The organism is Lentzea sp. NPDC020367 (genome assembly GCF_044387305.1).
Taxonomy (GTDB): Bacteria; Actinomycetota; Actinomycetes; order Mycobacteriales; family Pseudonocardiaceae; genus Lentzea.
Window position 1 is genome coordinate 597412 of the sequence record NZ_JBIRVV010000003.1, and the last position, 13599, is coordinate 611010.

Here is a 13599-nt window from a genome sequence, read left to right on the forward strand (position 1 = left end):
ATGATCGCTCAACGTGACGACGTGCGGGTGGTCCCCGCCCGCCCCGGCAAGGACCACGTTGATCAGCATCTGGACGCCGGACGGCTCGTCGTCGTGGGCACCGACGCCGACCTCGCGGCGGTGGCGTTGAGGTTGCTGCGCAAGGAAAAGCTCGGCTCGGTGGCACTGGGCTACGTGCCGGTCGCCGATTCGTCCGTTGCCGCGCTTTGGGGGCTTTCGACCGATCCCGCCCGGGCCCTGGACGTCGCACTGAACGGTGACGTAGATCCCGTTCCGCTCGTCCGCGACGACGTCGGCGGAGTGCTGATGGGTCTCGGCGTGTTGTCCCCGGTTCGTGGCGTTGGTTACAGCGACGCGGACAACGTGCTGCGCGGTCAGGCCAGCCGGATCGAGTGCACCCCGGACCCGGAGGGCGGCCTCGGCCTGCAGATCCGGATCGTCAACAAGCGCCTCTTCGGCTCCAAGGTCCGCGTCAGCCGCCCGCGCGCGTTCCAGCTCGGCTGCCTGCCCACTACCGCGGTCCTGGACGGCCACAAGCACCCGCGCCCGGTCGACAAGTGGACCTGGTACCGCCACACCGAGGACTTGAGGCTCGTGCGAGGCCTCTAGCCGTCCGGCTGTCATTCACTTGAGTGTCACTCGAAGGCATTGCCTAATTTCATAATGTGACTGAGGGTAGGTCCCGATCACTTTCCAACAAGGAAGGTCGGGACGATGTCAAAAGTTAACCGAACCATTGGTGTTTTAGTTGCCACCGCGGCTCTCACCATTGGTTTTGTTTCCCCTGCACTCGCGACACCGCCGAACATCCCCCCTGCCGCCACCGCGAAGTCCGAATTGGCCGGACTGACGGTCGCGACCGAGGGCTCGATGACGGGCTATTCACGCGACCTTTTCCCGCACTGGATCACCCAGTCGGGCAGCTGCAACACCCGTGAGGCCGTGCTGAAGCGCGACGGCACGAACGTGGTGACGGACTCGTCGTGCGCCGCCACGTCGGGCCGCTGGTTCTCGCCGTACGACGGCGCGACGTGGACCGCGGCCTCCGACGTGGACATCGACCACATCGTGCCGCTCGCGCAGGCCTGGAGGTCAGGAGCGAACTCCTGGACCACGGCGCAGCGCCAGGCGTTCGCGAACGACATGTCCGGCCCGCAGCTCATCGCGGTGACCGACAACGTCAACCAGTCCAAGGGCGACCAGGACCCCGGCACCTGGAAGCCGCCGCTGACGTCCTACTACTGCACTTACGCCAAAATGTGGGTACACACCAAGTACCGGTACAACCTGAAGACCGATTCGGCTGAGAAGGCGGCGTTGACGAGCATGCTGAGCACCTGCTGATGGCGACACTCTCCGCGCTTTTCGTAGCGGGCCCAGGCGGCGTGATGACCGACGAGGTCGGCGTCGTGACAGGCGATCTGGAACTGAGCACAGAACTCTCCGACGACGGAAAGTTCCGAGCACTGGTCCGCTACGAGGGCGCGGAAGAGTGGTACGCGATCACGGGTGCTTCGTGCGTCCTGACTGATCCTCGCGATCACGAACAGGTGCACTCGCTTCTGCTGGCCCTGCTGAACCGGCCGGAGGGCTGAGCGGCGGCAACGCCTCCATCGCCTCACTCCGGTTCAGCCCGGTCGCCTGCAGCAGGTCCACGGCAACACTCCGGATCTGCGCCAGCACGACCTTGGACGAGAACCCGTCCCCGCCGAGACGCCGCGCGGTAAGCACCCGCGCGGCGTCCCGCACGGCCTCCCGAGTCTTCTTGGGCTCGGCCCCCTTCTCCAACTCACCCTTCAGGCAGTCCACAGCGTCCGCGTAGTCCTTCAACACATCCGGCACCCCGTCCGGAATGGGTTCATCGGCCTTCAACGCAGCCATGGCCCGCCGAGCCAACACCCGCGTGTTCCGAATCGCGTAGTCGACAGGCCCAGCAGCAGCCTGATACCGCTTGAGCTCGTCCTTGGACCGCCACCGAATGGGCGCGATCCGAGCGATCTCACTCCCGGTCTGCAACGCGGCTTTGTAGTCGTCAATGGTCGTCTGACTGGTCCGCAACTCGGCAAGCACCCCAGCAGCCTTGACGGAATCCTTCTCCTCCAGGGCACCGGCAAGCTCTCGAAGTGCCCCGCTCAGCGTGTTCGTGAGCGCCTTCAACTGCCGCTGCGCCACCGTGACGGGATTGGCCGGAATGAGCGCGGCAACAGCCAGCCCCATCAGCCCGCCAGTCAACGCGTCGATCATCCGATCGAACCCACCACCAGCACTGGGCGGCAACAACGTGGCCACCAGAACAGCGCTACTACCAGCCTGCAACGCGATGACAGACCCGCCGTCCAACAACACAGCGGCCGACATCGCCAACGCAACAACAAGCGCGATCTGCCAGGGCCCACTACCGATCCAACTGATCAGCGCGTCGCCAACCCCAACACCAACAGAAACGCCGACAACGAGCTCACCGACCCGCCGCAACCGCTGCCCCAGCGAAACCCCAAGACAAACGACAGCGGCAATCGGCGCGAAGAACGGGTGCTGATGCCCGATGACAAGGGTCGCCACCACCCAGGCAAGCCCAGCGGACAGGGCACTTTGGACGATCGGCAGCGCAGCCCCGCGCCACCGCGAAAACCCACGCCCGATCGCGTCCCTGACCGCGCCCACAACTCACCCCCGCCTGCTGTTCCACCACTGATGCCCACCGCGAAGCCGAAGGCGAGCCGTCCTACCGAGCGGGCCCGGCGGTGGGGTCCCGTCACGAGTCGCACCATAGCTCTTGCTGCATGCGGGTATGGGTGTCAAGCGGGCACGCTTTTCGCCCGCTTGACACCCATACCCGCATGTGGCTCGCTCTTGGTTCGGCTCGTGACGGGACCCCACCGCCAACGCAACCTTCTACGCAACAGGCAGCCGCCCAAAGCAACTGGCGTGCCATCTACCCGCAGGCGGCGCTACCCCCCGATCAGATTGCCGGGGGTCTGGGGGCAGAGCCCCCAGGGGAAGCACGCAACAGGACTCGCCGCCCGCAAGCCGGGGAACGCTACGAAAAACGCGTCAGACCAGCCCAAGCGCAGCCGGAGCCTCAGGATCCGAGTCCGCGAGGAACTTGGAACACCGGTCCCACTCCTCGTCCTCCCCGATCTCCCGAGCAGCCAGCGCGAGCGCAGCGAGCGCCCTCAAAAACCCCTGGTTCGGCCGATGCCCCCAAGGCACAGGCCCAAACCCCTTCCACCCAGACCGACGCAACTGGTCAAGCCCACGGTGGTACCCAGTCCGGGCGTACGCATAAGCAGCAACAGGGTCCCCAGCGTGCAAAGCGCGCTCAGCCAGCAACGCCCAAGCCTCAGAAAAGTCCGGGTAGGCCCGAACGATCTTGGCAGGGTCAGTACCGCCATCAGCAGCGGCTTGCGCCTCAGGACGTTCGGGAAGACGAGTCGGCTCGGGCCCGAGGAGGTTCTCAACCATGCGGCCCATCGTGCCGCATCCGCAGACCCGTACTAGATGAACATCCTCATGACGGCGGCCACAACGGCCAGCATCAGCACGGTGACGAGCACCCCGGCGATGATCCGCTGCTTCGTGGTCGCCTTGTACCTGTCGTCGTAACCGTCGCCATACCCGTCAGAGCTCATGCCCGTGCACCTTGCCGATCCACCCCACCGAACTTCAACTTCGCGCACTCCGCTTCACTCCATCGTGCACACGAATTGGAAACATCAGGGTAAAACCAGGGCCGTTCGCCCTACCTGGACACCCGAGCTGCGCTCATGATGTTCGGATGATTCAGGGGGTAAGGCAGTTCCGGGACCAGTACTGGGAGCGGGGCGCGCCCGGCCGGGAGACACCACAAGCGCTCACGAAGCAGCTCTACCAGCTGTGGCTCGTCGGTCTCCTGCTCAAGTTGATCGGGTCGTCGTGGGACGTCTCGTGGCACTTCAAGTGGTTGCGCGACGACCTCGCGCCGCCGCACCTGATCAACACGGTCGGCACGGTCATCGTGGTCGCGCTGACGTTGTTCCACACGTTCACCGGGTACGGCGGCGACAAGCTGACGATCCGGTTGATGCAGGTCGGCAGCGGGATCTTCCTCATCGCCCTGCCGATCGACATCATCAACCACCGGATCAACGGGCTCGACATCACGAGCTGGAGCGGGTCGCACGCGCTGCTCTACCTGGGCACGGCGGTGATGCTGGCCGGCGCGATCCGCGGGTGGATGAAGTACTACCCCGCGGGCAACGCGAGGACCCTCGGCCTGACGGCCCTGTGGTTCTTCTTCCTGGAGAACGTCTGGTTCCCCAACCAGCACCAGGAGTACGGCGTGCGCGCGTTGCAGGCCTGGGACAGCGGTAAGGCCGAGGCCGAGCCGATCCTGCTGCAGTTCGCCGCCGATCAACTCGGCGTGCCGGTCGGACGCGAGGCGGTCGTGCACTTCGCGCTGCCCATCGCGGACTGGGTCTACCCGGTGTGGGGGCTCGTCGCGGCGGCGATCGTGCTGGTCATCGCCCGGCGCACGATCGACCGGCCCTGGGCGGCCACGGTGGTCGCCGGCGGGTACGTCGCGTACCGGTGCCTGATCTGGCCGTTGCTCGCCGGGATCGACTTCCCGAAGTCCGCGGTGCCGCTGTTCCTGATCCTGGTCGGGCTCGCGGTCGACGCGGCGCACGCGGTCAAGATGCCCACGCCGGCCGCGGCCGTGCTCGGGTCGGCGGCCGTCACCACGGTCGGCTACGTCGGCATCTGGTTCCAGCAGGAGTACCTGTGGGGGCCGCCGATCTCGTTCTCGTCGGCGGCGGTCACGGCCGTGCTGCTGGCGGTGCTGTGGACGGTCGGGGACATGGTGATCCACCGACCGGAGACGCAACTGATCGCGTCACGCCTCAAGCTGGGCTGACAACCGGCTGGTGATCCGGCCGAACAGCTCCGCGAGAGGCTCGCCGACGTCCCGCCCGAACTCGGTCAACCCGTAGGTGACCTGGGGCGGGGTCGTCGGCTCTACCTTCCGCCAGATCAGGCCGTCCTCGACGAGCCCGCGCAGGGTCTGGGAGAGCATCTTCTCGCTGATGCCGCGGATGCTCTCGCGCAGCTCGAAGAACCTGAGGTCGTTGGTCTGCAGGGAGATCAGCACCCAGATTCCCCACCGACTCGTCACGTGGTCGACCATCTCGCGCGCGGGGCAGTCGGTGTGAAACACCTCATACCGCTCCGTCGACTCGGACCGCGTGAACTGAGTTCCGACTGCCATGTCGGGAGCTTACCTACAGGTACGTCCTTACGAAAAGTAAGCCTGGTTCCTAGCGTCGTCACCACAACGACGAAGGAGCTTCAAAATGATCGTGGTGACCGGCGCTACCGGCAACATCGGCAGGCCTCTGACGACGGCGCTGGCGAAGGCCGGCGAGCAGGTGACGGCGGTGTCGCGGCACGCGGCGAACGTCCCGGACGGCGTCAAGCACGTCGTGGCCGATCTGGCCGACCCGAAGACCCTCCCGCTGGACGGCGCCAAGGCGTTGTTCCTGCTGCTGTCCGGCGATCTGCACGCCGTCGGCGCCAACCCGGCCGACGTCATCGCCCAGGCCGCGGACAGCGGGGTCCGCCGAGTCGTCCTGCTCTCCACGCTGGGTGTGGTGACCAGGCCGTTCGGCACGACGCGGATCGCGATGCTGGAACTGGAGGACTCACTGCGGACCTCCGGCCTGGACTGGTCGATCATCAGGCCGGGCGGCTTCGCGTCCAACGCGCTGTGGTGGGCCGAGTCCGTCAAAGCCCAGCGAACCGTCGCGGCACCGTTCGGCGACACCGGTGTGCCGATCCTCGACCCGGCGGACATCGCCGAGGTCGCGGCCGCCTGCCTGACCGACGACCGGCACAGCAGCAGGATCTACGAGCTGACCGGCCCGGAGGTGATCACGCCACGGCAGCAGACCGAGGCCATCGCACGAGCACTCGGCGAGCCGGTGCGGTTCCACGAGCTCACCCGTGCCGAGGCCAAGGCGGGCATGGAACAGATGATGCCGGGAGAACTCGCCGACGACACCCTGGACATCCTCAGCTCGCCGACCGAGCACGAGCAGCGCGTCAGCCCGGACGCGGAAGAGGTCCTCGGCCGCGCCCCGCACACGTTCGCCGACTGGGCCGAACGCAACGTCGAAGCCTTCCGCTGAAAGCAAAAGGGCCCCGGCACGAAGCCGGGGCCCTCGTCACGCCAGGTGTCAGCCCGCGATCATGCGGCCCGACGACTTGAGGTGCTCACAGGCCTGCGCGATGCGCGCGCCCATGGCCGTCTCGGCGGCCTTGAGGTAGCTGCGCGGGTCGTAGACCTTCTTGTTGCCGACCTCGCCGTCGATCTTCAGCACACCGTCGTAGTTCGCGAACATGTGCGCCGCGATCGGACGGGTGAACGCGTACTGCGTGTCCGTGTCGATGTTCATCTTGATGACGCCGTACGACACGGCCTCGTGGATCTCCTCGAGCAGCGAGCCGGAGCCGCCGTGGAAGACCAGGTCGAACGGCTTGGAGCCGGCCGGGAGGCCCAGCTTCTCCGCCACCACGTCCTGGCCCTGCTTGAGGATCTCCGGGCGCAGCTTCACGTTGCCCGGCTTGTAGACGCCGTGCACGTTGCCGAAGGTCGCGGCGAGCAGGTAGCGGCCCTTCTCGCCGGCGCCCAGCGCCTCGAGGGTCTTCAGGTAGTCCTCGGCGGTCGTGTAGAGCTTGTCGTTGATCTCGTTGTCGACGCCGTCCTCCTCGCCACCGACGACACCGACCTCGATCTCGAGGACGATCTTCGCCTTGGCGGACAGGTCGAGCAGCTCGCTCGCGATCTGGAGGTTCTCGTCCAGCGCGACGGCCGAGCCGTCCCACATGTGCGACTGGAAGAGCGGGTTGCCGCCCTTGTCGACGCGCTCCTGGCTGATCGCGATCAGCGGACGCACGTACCCGTCGAGCTTGTCCTTCGGGCAGTGGTCGGTGTGCAGCGCGATGTTCACGGGGTACTTGGCCGCGACGACGTGCGCGAACTCCGCGAGCGCCACGGCGCCGGTCACCATGTCCTTGACCTTGGTGCCCGAGGCGAACTCGGCACCGCCGGTCGAGACCTGGATGATGCCGTCGCTCTCAGCCTCGGCGAAGCCGCGAAGAGCCGCGTTGAGCGTCTCCGACGACGTGACGTTGATGGCGGGGTAGGCGAACTCGTTCGCCTTGGCCCGGTCCAGCATCTCCGCGTAGACCTCGGGAGTTGCGATGGGCATCGGTGGTCCTCCTCAGGCGCCCTGAACGGGTGTCAGCTCGCATCCTACGAGGCCGAGTCACGGGGCCAACTCGGTGGCCGCCCTCACAGAGTGATCGATCAAGTACCAGTTGACCAGCCGGTCTGCGCTACCCGCCGGTAGGGGGATAGTGGATGACATGGCAACTGCTCAGTGGAACGGCAAGATCATCGCTTCGAGCGACGACACCGTCGTGGTCGAAGGCAACCACTACTTCCCGCTGGAATCGGTCGATCCGGCCGTGTTGAAGCCGACCGACCACACCTCGCACTGCCCGTGGAAGGGCGACGCGAACTACTACTCGTTGCAGGTAGACGGCGCCGAGAACACCAACGCGGCCTGGTACTACGCCGAGCCGAAGGACGCGGCGAAGCAGATCAAGGGCCACGTGGCGTTCTGGAAGGGCGTCGAGATCAGCGCCTGAGCCCGAGGGCGTCGGCCAGTTCCGCGTAGTGGCCGTTCAGCGACTGGACGGCCACGTGGTCGGCACCCGCATCGACGTGCGCACGCAGCTTCGCGGCCACCTGGTCCGGGCTGCCGTGCGCGACCAACGCGTCGACGAGGCGATCCGAGCCCTTCACGTCCTCGGCGGTGAACCCGTAGCGCTGCCAGTTGTTCGTGTAGTTGGTGAGCGAGAAGTAGAACGAGAGCTTCTCGCGCGCGATGGCACGCGCGACCTCCACGTCCTCCTCGACGACCACCGTCACCTCGGGCGCGAGGAGCTTGTCGCCGAGCACCTTGCGAGCCTCGGCGGTGTGCTCGACCGGCACGAGGTACGGGTGGGCGCCCGCGGTCCGGTCGGCGGCGAGCCTGAGGACCTTCGGGCCGAGGGCGGCGAGCACCAGCCGGTCGGCGGGCACGTCGAGCCGGTCGAGGTAGGACACGAGCTTGTCGTAGGGCTTCTCGTAGGCCTGGTCGAGCTGCGGGTGACCCACGCCGACGCCGAGCAGGAACCTGTCGCTCGCGAGCCGGTGGAACTCGGCCGCGACCGCCTCGGGGTCGGACTGCCACACGTTGACGATGCCGGTCGCGATGGTGATCGACTCCGTGGTGTCCAGCGCCTCGCCGACCACACCGATCTCCGGCGAGCCGCCGATCCAGAACGCCCCGTAGCCGAGCGCCTCGATCTCGCCGATCCTCCCGGCCCACTCGTGGTGCGAGCCCCAGACCCCGAACGTTCCCAGCATGCGAACCCCAATCGTCGCGGCGTACTACCTTTCGCAGTATGCCGATCTTGAGCACCACCGACCTGAACGTGTCCCGCCTCTGCCTGGGCGGCAACGTGTTCGGCTGGACCGCTGACGAGGACCAGTCGTTCGCAGTGCTCGACGCCTACACCAGGGCGGGCGGGAACTTCATCGACACCGCCGACGTGTACTCGGCCTGGGGCGAGGGCCTCTCCGGCGGCGAGTCGGAGACGATCATCGGCAGGTGGCTGGCCGGGAGGAGCGACCGCGACCAGATCGTGGTGGCCACGAAGGTCGGCATGCTCGCCGGTTTCAACAACCAGAAGCGCGACACCGTGCTGACGGCCGCCGAACGCTCGCTGAAGCGGCTCGGCGTCGACCACATCGACCTCTACTACAACCACGTCGACGACCCGAACACGCCGCTCGAGGAGACGCTCGCCGCCTACGACCAGCTCGTCCGCGACGGCAAGGTCCGGTACGTCGCCGCGTCCAACTTCTCCGCCGAACGGCTCGCGCAGGCGCTGGACATCCAGGAACGCGAGGGCTTCGCCAAGTTCGTGGCGCTGCAGCCCGAGTACAGCCTGGTCAGCCGCGCCAAGTTCGAGGGCGAGCTCCAGGACACCGTGGCGAGGCTCGGCCTCGCCACCCTGACCTACTCGTCGCTCGCCAAGGGCTTCCTGAGCGGCAAGTACCGGCCGAGCGTCGAGGTTCAGAGCGCACGGGCCGGCGCGGCCTCGAAGTTCCTCGACGAGCACGGTCTGCAGGTCCTCGAAGTGCTCGACGAGCTGGCCGAAACCCACGAGACCTCGGTCGCGGCGGTCGCCCTCGCGTGGCTCGCCCAGCAGCCGACGGTGGCCGCGCCGATCGCGTCCGCCCGGACGTTGGAGCAGCTCAGCGACCTGCTCCCGGCGCTGACCCTGGAGCTCACGCAGGCCGAGGTGGATCGCCTCAGCGCAATTTAACTTGCCAGTAGCTTACTGGGAGTAGGTTGCGTTACCGTGACGAGCATGGACGTCACGGGCAAGGTGGTACTGATCACCGGCGCGGCCAGGGGCATCGGCGCCGAGGTGGCGAGGCAACTGGCCGCGCGCGGGGCTCGTCTCGCGCTCGTAGGGCTGGAGATGGCCCAGCTCGAAGAGGTCGCGCGGCAGACCGGCGGCAAGGCGTGGGAAGCCGATGTCACGGACTGGGACGTGCTCGACCGCGTGATGAACGAGGTCGCGGCCCACTTCGGCGGCATCGACGTCGTGGTGGCGAACGCGGGCATCGCGGCCACGGGGTTCGTGCGCTCGATGGACCCGAAGGCGTTCGAACGGGTCATCGAGGTCAATCTGCTCGGTGTGTGGCGCACGGTCCGCACGGCGCTGCCGCACCTGATCAAGAGCCGCGGCTACTGCCTGGTCGTGTCGTCGCTCGCGGCGATCGTCCACATCCCCGGCAACGCGGCCTACTCGGCGGCCAAGGCGGGCTGCGAAGCGTTTGCGGACAGCCTCCGCGCCGAGGTCAGGCACCTGGGCGTCGACGTCGGCACCGCGTACTTCTCGTGGATCTCCACGGACATGGTCAACAGCGCCGACGAGCACCCGGTCTTCGGCAAGCTGCGCAAGGGCATGCCCGGTGTGGCCGGCAAGAAGTACCCCGTCCGCAACGTCGGCAGGGCCGTCGTCAGGGGCATCGAGAAGCGGGCGAAGGCGGTCCACGTCCCCGGCTGGGTCGGCGCTCTGAAGTACTTCCGCGCGTTCACGCCGATGGTCGTGGACCGCCAGGCGGTCGAGGAGGTGGCGGCGGCCGACCTCGAGATGGCGAAGTCGGACACCTCGGGACTGGTCGGGCCGGGCGGTCAGGCCGCTAGTCGGTGAGCCAGGAGCCGAGCAGGGCGTTCCAGACGCGGATCTTCCACTTCGTGATGACGTTCGCCGGCGTGTAGGGATCGGCGGACAGGATCTCCTTCAGCGAGGCCTCGTCCGCCGCCTCGTAGATGATCAACGCGCCGGTGTCGTCCGCGTACGGACCTGCGGCGAGGACCACACCCTTCTCGGCGAGAGAGGCGATGTACTCGCGGTGTGCGGGGCGCACCGCGAGGCGCTTCTCGCTGTCGGGACCGAACACCAATTCGACTGCAAAGCGGGCCATGCGTCCACCGTAGCGACGCTGACCGGTACCGTCCTACCTTGTGGTTGGCGAAGAAACCCCGCGCACCGTGCAGGACACCCTGACCAACCTGCGAATCAAGGACGGCGTCGCAGGACCTCCCACAGGGCCCCTCACGCTCGAAGACCTGTACAAGCAGCACCGCATGCGCCTCGTGAGGCTCGCGCTGCTGCTCGTGGACGAGCCGTCCACAGCCGAGGACGTGGTGCAGGAGGCGTTCGCCGGCCTGCACCGCAACTGGAAGGGCCTCCGGGACGCCCAGGCGGCCGTCGGCTACCTCCGCACGGCCGTGGTCAACGGCTCCCGCAGCGTGCTGCGCCGGCGCAAGACGGCCCGCGACTACATCCCGCCGCACGTGGCGAACGCGCGGTCGGCCGAGTCGCTGGCGATGCTGACCGCGGAGCACCAGGCCGTGGTCAAGGCGTTGCAGCAGCTGCCGCCGCGCCAGCGCGAGGTGCTCGTGCTGCGCTACTACGGCGACCTGTCCGAGGCGGAGATCGCCGAGGCCACCGGCATCTCGAAGGGCACCGTGAAGTCGACGGCGTCCCGTGCGCTCGACGCCCTCCAGAAGATCATGGCCGGGTAGTCGCAACAGTAAGCAAACTTCACCGTTTAGCCAGCTGAGGCCGTTTCGTCCGTTGCGGGCGGTTTCAGCTCGTAAGACCACGCGCCCAAATCGGTACTTGGTATAGACCAATAGGCCCCCCATGCCGCAGGATCAGTTCCCGTGGCACGCAGACACGTGGTCGCCGTTGACATCGGTGGCACCGAAACCAAGGCGGCGCTGGTCTCCGGGACCCGGGAGTCGGTGGCGGCGCAGAAGCACGCGCGCCGGGCGACTCCCGGCGAGCTGGCGCCTCTCCTCGACGTCATCGCCGAGCTCGTCAGCGAGCTGGGCGACGCCTCCGAACACGAGATCGACGCCGTGGGGATCGTGGCGCCGGGCATCGTGGACGAGGCCAACGGCGTCGGCGTGTACACGACGAACCTGCCGTGGAGCCAGTTCCCGTTCAGCACCGTCCTCACCGAACGGCTGGGCATGCCCGTCGCGTTCGGCCACGACGTGCGTGCCGCGGGCCTGGCCGAATGCCGCATGGGCGCCGCGAGGGACCTGCGCAACGCGGTGATCATGCCCATCGGCACCGGTATCGCCGGCGCGCTGCTGCTGGACGGCAAGATCTACAGCGGCGAGGGCTACGCGGGTGAGATCGGACATGTGAACGTCGGCCACGGCGTGCCCTGCGCCTGTGGCCAGATCGGCTGCGTGGAGACAGTGGCGTCCTCCGCGGCGATCGCCCGCCGGTACACCGCACGTACCGGCACCCCCGTCAAAGGGGCCGCTGAGGTCGCACTCAGGGTCAGGGACGGGGATCAGGACGCAGTCGCCGTGTGGCACGAGGCCGTGGACGCGCTCGCCAGGGGGATCCTGGTGCTGGCGACGCTGCTCGGTCCGGAGGCCGTCGTGCTCGGCGGTGGGCTCGCACTCGCAGGAGACCTGCTGGTGGAGCCCCTGAGGGAAAGGCTGGACGGGCTGATCGCCTTCCAGCGCCGACCGGAGCTTCGGCTCGCGGCGCTCGGCGACGAGGCGGGCTTCCTCGGCGCGGCGCTGCTGGCCATCGACACGCTGGAGGCGTGATGAGCACGTGGGGTGGACCTGTCGACGTGATCCTGACCGGGGGTCGGGTCGTCACGCCGGGCGGAGTGCTCGAGAACGGGTGGGTCAGCGTCAAGGACGGCAGGATCGCCGCGGTCGGCGAGGGCGCGGCGCCGGAAGGCCCGACCCACGACGTCGGTGGCGGCACGATCGTGCCGGGGTTCGTCGACATCCACTGCCACGGCGGTGGCGGTGCCGCGTTCACCAGCAGTGACCCGGAGAAGGTCCGCAAGGCCGCGGCGGCGCACCGCAAGCACGGCACCACGACGGTGCTGGCCTCGCTGGTCACCCGCCCCGTGCCGGAGCTGGCCGACCAGGTGTCCGCGCTGGCCGAACTGGTCCAGGAGGGCGTCGTCGCGGGCGTCCACCTCGAAGGCCCGTTCCTGTCCGCCGCCCGTTGCGGCGCGCACGACCCGGCGATCCTGTGCCCGCCGGAGCAGACCGCGGTGGCGAAGCTGCTCGACGCGGGCAAGGGCACCATCCGCATGGTCACCATCGCGCCCGAGCTGGAGGGCGCCGTCAACGCCGTGCGTCAGCTCGTGGACAACAACGTCCTCGCCGCGATCGGTCACACCGACGCGACCGAGGCGCAGGTCAGGCCCGCCGTCGACGCGGGTGCGTCCGTGGCGACGCACCTGTTCAACGGCATGCGCCCGCTGCACCACCGCGAGCCCGGCCCGATCGGCGCGCTGCTGGACGACGAACGCGTGACCGTCGAGCTCATCTGCGACCTGGTGCACCTGCACCCGACCGCCGTCCGCCTCGCCGCGCGGCACGCGGGCCTCAAGCGGACCGTCCTCATCACCGACGCCATCGCGGCGGCGAGCGTGGGCGACGGCGTGTACGACATCGGCGGCCTGGAGGTGCGCGTCGTCGACGGAGTGCCAACGTTGGCAGGGGGCGCCTCGCTGGCCGGCAGCACGCTCACGATGGACATGGCGTTCCGCAACGCCGTCAACTCGTGCGGGCTGTCGCTCGTGGAGGCCACGCACGCCGCCTCGACCCGCGGTGCGGAGCTGCTCGGCCTCGACACGGGCAAGCTGGAAGCCGGACTCGCTGCGGACATCGTCGTCCTCGATGCAGAATTGAAGCCGCAGGACGTGATGGTCAGGGGCGAGTGGGTCAAGGAATAGGTGGATGGCGGACGATCCGGAACGACTGGTGACCGACGCGTTGCGAGCGCAGGCGACCAGCACGAATGCCGGATTTGCCGTACCTGTCCCAATTGACGACGAGCGTCCCGCACCCATGTCCGTGTGGTGGGTGCTGGGCCTCGCGCTCCTGTTGGGCCTGGCAGCGGGCACGGTGGCCGCAGTGATCACCCTGAGCTGACCTGTAC

18 protein-coding genes are annotated in these 13599 nt (G+C 67.9%); 11 read left to right on the forward strand and 7 right to left on the reverse strand.

Going from position 1 to position 13599, the window contains the following annotated elements; translation table 11 throughout:
* Together ACH413_RS15185 and ACH413_RS15190 are read left to right on the forward strand one after the other, a co-directional pair.
* On the forward strand, positions 1–609 hold the full coding sequence (locus ACH413_RS15185; protein WP_360040805.1) for a hypothetical protein: 609 nt from the start codon (positions 1–3) through the stop codon (positions 607–609).
* 105 nt (positions 610–714) lie between these two features.
* The gene (locus ACH413_RS15190; protein WP_360040803.1) at positions 715–1344 is read left to right on the forward strand and encodes an HNH endonuclease family protein; all 630 of its coding nucleotides are present in this window, start codon (positions 715–717) and stop codon (positions 1342–1344) included.
* Between the two features lie 159 nt (positions 1345–1503).
* Here the strand turns inward: ACH413_RS15190 and ACH413_RS15195 are convergent, their stop codons facing one another.
* The 3 genes from ACH413_RS15195 to ACH413_RS15205 all read right to left on the reverse strand — a co-directional run bounded on the left by ACH413_RS15195 (position 1504) and on the right by ACH413_RS15205 (position 3632).
* Entirely contained in the window at positions 1504–2664 is a 1161-nt protein-coding gene (locus tag ACH413_RS15195) for an FUSC family protein (RefSeq protein ID WP_360040800.1), read from the reverse strand.
* A gap of 390 nt (positions 2665–3054) precedes the next feature.
* Entirely contained in the window at positions 3055–3465 is a 411-nt protein-coding gene (locus ACH413_RS15200; protein ID WP_360040797.1) for a DUF3151 domain-containing protein, read from the reverse strand.
* A 32-nt stretch (positions 3466–3497) separates the two neighbouring features.
* Positions 3498–3632, reverse strand: coding sequence for a hypothetical protein (locus ACH413_RS15205; protein WP_360040794.1), 135 nt, complete (start codon positions 3630–3632; stop codon positions 3498–3500).
* Between the two features lie 146 nt (positions 3633–3778).
* Between ACH413_RS15205 and ACH413_RS15210 the strand changes: the two genes are divergently transcribed.
* Positions 3779–4894, forward strand: coding sequence for a hypothetical protein (locus ACH413_RS15210; protein WP_360040791.1), 1116 nt, complete (start codon positions 3779–3781; stop codon positions 4892–4894).
* Here ACH413_RS15210 and ACH413_RS15215 read toward each other — a convergent pair.
* The gene (locus ACH413_RS15215; RefSeq protein WP_360040788.1) at positions 4874–5245 is read right to left on the reverse strand and encodes a helix-turn-helix domain-containing protein; all 372 of its coding nucleotides are present in this window, start codon (positions 5243–5245) and stop codon (positions 4874–4876) included. The genes ACH413_RS15210 and ACH413_RS15215 overlap by 21 nt on opposite strands.
* 85 nt (positions 5246–5330) lie before the next feature.
* Here ACH413_RS15215 and ACH413_RS15220 point away from each other — a divergent pair, with 85 nt between their 5' ends.
* The gene (locus ACH413_RS15220; RefSeq protein WP_360040785.1) at positions 5331–6164 is read left to right on the forward strand and encodes an NAD(P)H-binding protein; all 834 of its coding nucleotides are present in this window, start codon (positions 5331–5333) and stop codon (positions 6162–6164) included.
* Between the two features lie 48 nt (positions 6165–6212).
* Here the strand turns inward: ACH413_RS15220 and fbaA are convergent, their stop codons facing one another.
* Entirely contained in the window at positions 6213–7247 is a 1035-nt protein-coding gene (gene fbaA / locus ACH413_RS15225; protein ID WP_319976576.1) for a class II fructose-bisphosphate aldolase, read from the reverse strand.
* A 157-nt stretch (positions 7248–7404) separates the two neighbouring features.
* Here fbaA and ACH413_RS15230 point away from each other — a divergent pair, with 157 nt between their 5' ends.
* Positions 7405–7689: a DUF427 domain-containing protein gene (locus ACH413_RS15230; protein WP_360040782.1), complete on the forward strand. Its 285-nt coding sequence runs from the start codon at positions 7405–7407 to the stop codon at positions 7687–7689.
* Here ACH413_RS15230 and ACH413_RS15235 read toward each other — a convergent pair.
* Positions 7679–8452 (reverse strand): TIGR03620 family F420-dependent LLM class oxidoreductase, encoded by a 774-nt coding sequence (locus ACH413_RS15235; protein ID WP_360040779.1) that lies wholly within the window; start codon positions 8450–8452, stop codon positions 7679–7681. The two genes, ACH413_RS15230 and ACH413_RS15235, sit on opposite strands and share 11 nt — an antisense overlap.
* A 38-nt stretch (positions 8453–8490) precedes the next feature.
* Between ACH413_RS15235 and ACH413_RS15240 the strand changes: the two genes are divergently transcribed.
* Both ACH413_RS15240 and ACH413_RS15245 read left to right on the forward strand, forming a co-directional pair.
* Positions 8491–9417, forward strand: a complete 927-nt coding sequence (locus tag ACH413_RS15240; RefSeq protein WP_360040776.1) for an aldo/keto reductase — start codon at positions 8491–8493, stop codon at positions 9415–9417.
* A gap of 45 nt (positions 9418–9462) precedes the next feature.
* Positions 9463–10314 (forward strand): SDR family oxidoreductase, encoded by an 852-nt coding sequence (locus ACH413_RS15245; RefSeq protein WP_360040773.1) that lies wholly within the window; start codon positions 9463–9465, stop codon positions 10312–10314.
* On the opposite strand, the gene ACH413_RS15250 is transcribed toward ACH413_RS15245, so the two are convergent.
* Positions 10304–10588, reverse strand: a complete 285-nt coding sequence (locus ACH413_RS15250) for a YciI family protein (RefSeq protein ID WP_360040770.1) — start codon at positions 10586–10588, stop codon at positions 10304–10306. The genes ACH413_RS15245 and ACH413_RS15250 overlap by 11 nt on opposite strands.
* Before the next feature lie 40 nt (positions 10589–10628).
* Between ACH413_RS15250 and ACH413_RS15255 the strand changes: the two genes are divergently transcribed.
* The 4 genes from ACH413_RS15255 (at position 10629) to ACH413_RS15270 (ending at position 13592) form a co-directional block, all read left to right on the forward strand.
* On the forward strand, positions 10629–11192 hold the full coding sequence (locus ACH413_RS15255; RefSeq protein ID WP_093595593.1) for a SigE family RNA polymerase sigma factor: 564 nt from the start codon (positions 10629–10631) through the stop codon (positions 11190–11192).
* Positions 11193–11333: 141 nt separating this feature from the next.
* Positions 11334–12242, forward strand: coding sequence for an ROK family protein (locus tag ACH413_RS15260; protein WP_360040766.1), 909 nt, complete (start codon positions 11334–11336; stop codon positions 12240–12242).
* Positions 12242–13393 carry an N-acetylglucosamine-6-phosphate deacetylase gene (gene nagA / locus ACH413_RS15265; protein WP_360040763.1) on the forward strand — a complete coding sequence of 384 codons (1152 nt, stop codon included), beginning with the start codon at positions 12242–12244 and terminating at the stop codon, positions 13391–13393. The genes ACH413_RS15260 and nagA overlap by 1 nt, the downstream gene beginning before the upstream one ends.
* Positions 13394–13397: 4 nt before the next feature.
* The gene (locus ACH413_RS15270; protein WP_360040760.1) at positions 13398–13592 is read left to right on the forward strand and encodes a hypothetical protein; all 195 of its coding nucleotides are present in this window, start codon (positions 13398–13400) and stop codon (positions 13590–13592) included.
* Positions 13593–13599 lie beyond the last annotated feature (7 nt).

Excerpts from the sequence above, each read along its gene's own strand:
- ACH413_RS15185 (WP_360040805.1), top strand. The coding sequence starts at position 1 with ATGATCGCTCAACGTGACGACGTGCGGGTGGTCCCCGCCCGCCCCGGC.
- ACH413_RS15190 (WP_360040803.1), top strand. The coding sequence starts at position 715 with ATGTCAAAAGTTAACCGAACCATTGGTGTTTTAGTTGCCACCGCGGCT.
- ACH413_RS15200 (WP_360040797.1), bottom strand. The coding sequence starts at position 3,465 with ATGGTTGAGAACCTCCTCGGGCCCGAGCCGACTCGTCTTCCCGAACGT.
- ACH413_RS15205 (WP_360040794.1), bottom strand. The coding sequence starts at position 3,632 with ATGAGCTCTGACGGGTATGGCGACGGTTACGACGACAGGTACAAGGCG.
- ACH413_RS15210 (WP_360040791.1), top strand. The coding sequence starts at position 3,779 with ATGATTCAGGGGGTAAGGCAGTTCCGGGACCAGTACTGGGAGCGGGGC.
- ACH413_RS15215 (WP_360040788.1), bottom strand. The coding sequence starts at position 5,245 with ATGGCAGTCGGAACTCAGTTCACGCGGTCCGAGTCGACGGAGCGGTAT.
- ACH413_RS15220 (WP_360040785.1), top strand. The coding sequence starts at position 5,331 with ATGATCGTGGTGACCGGCGCTACCGGCAACATCGGCAGGCCTCTGACG.
- fbaA (WP_319976576.1), bottom strand. The coding sequence starts at position 7,247 with ATGCCCATCGCAACTCCCGAGGTCTACGCGGAGATGCTGGACCGGGCC.
- ACH413_RS15230 (WP_360040782.1), top strand. The coding sequence starts at position 7,405 with ATGGCAACTGCTCAGTGGAACGGCAAGATCATCGCTTCGAGCGACGAC.
- ACH413_RS15235 (WP_360040779.1), bottom strand. The coding sequence starts at position 8,452 with ATGCTGGGAACGTTCGGGGTCTGGGGCTCGCACCACGAGTGGGCCGGG.
- ACH413_RS15240 (WP_360040776.1), top strand. The coding sequence starts at position 8,491 with ATGCCGATCTTGAGCACCACCGACCTGAACGTGTCCCGCCTCTGCCTG.
- ACH413_RS15245 (WP_360040773.1), top strand. The coding sequence starts at position 9,463 with ATGGACGTCACGGGCAAGGTGGTACTGATCACCGGCGCGGCCAGGGGC.
- ACH413_RS15250 (WP_360040770.1), bottom strand. The coding sequence starts at position 10,588 with ATGGCCCGCTTTGCAGTCGAATTGGTGTTCGGTCCCGACAGCGAGAAG.
- nagA (WP_360040763.1), top strand. The coding sequence starts at position 12,242 with ATGAGCACGTGGGGTGGACCTGTCGACGTGATCCTGACCGGGGGTCGG.
- ACH413_RS15270 (WP_360040760.1), top strand. The coding sequence starts at position 13,398 with ATGGCGGACGATCCGGAACGACTGGTGACCGACGCGTTGCGAGCGCAG.